Genomic DNA, 1924 nt, shown 5'->3' with positions numbered 1-1924 from the left:
AATGCGATAAAGATTTATAATATTTCGAGTAAGAGCATGTTTGATTTTTTTGATTTCACTGGTTAATTCGTATTTTTGAGACATAGAGATACCCTCACATAATAGATATGTGTTAAACGGTTAGGAAAATTTGATTGGAAAGAAGACGCCCCCGCCGCGCCCGCATTTTATTTACGTTACATTAGGTGAGACCCATACAATTTCTAACTCGCCATAAGGAGAGAGACGTTCAGTATAGGTTTTAACCTTAGTAGACCCGCCGACATTTTCACGAATAACAGCAATGCCATGGATATGAGCATTTTCATAAACATGCACGTCATTTGCTATACGCGCGTTTTCATAAACCCAGCAATTACCATCATGCGATAAGTTATTTTCATTTTCAATAAAGCCGCCCAATTGACCAGCTTTGACATCATCAAAATCTCTTAAAGCTTTAATGCGATAAAGAGTTTTATTATTAAATACACGTGTCTCATTTGTGAGTGCAAATTTCTTTTGCATAACACTATTCCTTTATAAATAGATTTAAATTTTAAAATGAGATATTTAAAAGGGGCGCCCCCGCCGCGCCTAGTGTTAATTACACAGCCTCATCATAATACTCATGACGGTAATAATCATCATCACTTCCAAATCTTGGAATTGCCTCATCATGAATTTGATCCTCTTCAGTTAAAGAGGCAGCACTATGAACACAAGAAGAACCAGATACATAAGAACCACAAACCACGGCATCATCAACGACATAGGAATCATCACAAATATAAGCACCATCACTTATTTTTGCATTGCCACCGACATGAGCATTATCACAAATAACAGACATATCAGAAATATGAGCATGGCCACTCACACGGGCGTTATCATAAATTTTGACATTCGCTTCAATTATAACAGCATTTTCAACATGGGCATTGCCATAAACCTCACAATAATCATTTATTGCCATGCCTTGAAAAATAGCATTGCCATAAATACGTGCATCGCCATAAACGTCTACAAAAAAGCCTTTGACTTTAGCATTGTCATAAACCCTTGCATTTTCAAAAACACGCGCTTTATCATAAACCCAGCAATTGCCTTTGTGAGATAAGTTGCTTTCCTTTTCAATAAATCCCCTAGATCGCCTTTTTTGACATCACCAAAATCTCTTAAAGCACGAATGCGATATAAGAAATGACCAGCTACGCAATCCATTTCGCTTGTAAATTCATATTTTTTAGATATTTTTTTCTTATTAACGGGGGTGTTTTTTGAGATATTTTTCATATTTAAAACCTATCTGTTTAAAAGTTTCTTATTGACACCCTAATGGGCGCCGGGCGCTAAGAAACACGGCAGATAGTCCGTTGTTACGCTTTTCTCATAAAGAGTATTGTATGGCGTAACGACACCCGACAAAATCATCATATATGCTAACACAAGCATAAAAGAAAGTCAGTTTTTATAATAGGATTAGGTTTATCGTAACCCATTCGCTATCTGTTTAGTGTTTCTTAATCACTTGATTATTTATATAACAAAATACGTATTTATTGTCAATTAATATTTTATCTTTTTTGATATTTTTTTGTATTTTTTAAATTTCATTATGTATTAATGTTATCATGTGTTTATGAAATGCTTCTTTTATATTTATATGCTTTTAGAGCTATATTATGGCTTTAGAAACGATTGCGTTATGTTTTGAATCTATACATTTATAATATTTAGAAACGCTCTCATAATGCGTTTTTTTATCTTTATAACCTATCAATTTTTTTACTAAATGAATTTAAAATTTTTTGTGAATTTTGTTTATAACGCATTTATCATTTAAACTGTCTTAATAGGCACCGCGCTCTTATAACCAATGCATTCATTTGCATTTTTGCTTTATTCAAACAAAGCTACTGTTTTTACGCATTTTCTATAGCTG

Annotated in this window: 1 protein-coding gene and 1 pseudogene; both read right to left on the bottom strand. The window is 33.3% G+C overall.

Annotated elements, in window-relative coordinates:
• Nucleotides 1–171: 171 nt before the first annotated feature.
• Nucleotides 172–507, bottom strand: coding sequence for a hypothetical protein (locus ACFIMQ_RS09290; protein ID WP_375703921.1), 336 nt, complete (start codon nucleotides 505–507; stop codon nucleotides 172–174).
• Between the two features lie 79 nt (nucleotides 508–586).
• A pseudogene (locus tag ACFIMQ_RS09285) lies at nucleotides 587–1275 on the bottom strand (hypothetical protein).
• Between the last annotated feature and the right edge of the window lie 649 nt (nucleotides 1276–1924).

This window comes from Bartonella sp. AD13SXNS, from assembly GCF_042196465.1.
Lineage (GTDB): Bacteria > Pseudomonadota > Alphaproteobacteria > Rhizobiales > Rhizobiaceae > Bartonella.
The sequence above is the reverse complement of the archived record's forward strand: the minus strand, read 5'-3'. Positions and strand labels throughout refer to the sequence as shown.

Excerpts from the sequence above, each read along its gene's own strand:
- ACFIMQ_RS09290 (WP_375703921.1), bottom strand. The coding sequence starts at position 507 with ATGCAAAAGAAATTTGCACTCACAAATGAGACACGTGTATTTAATAAT.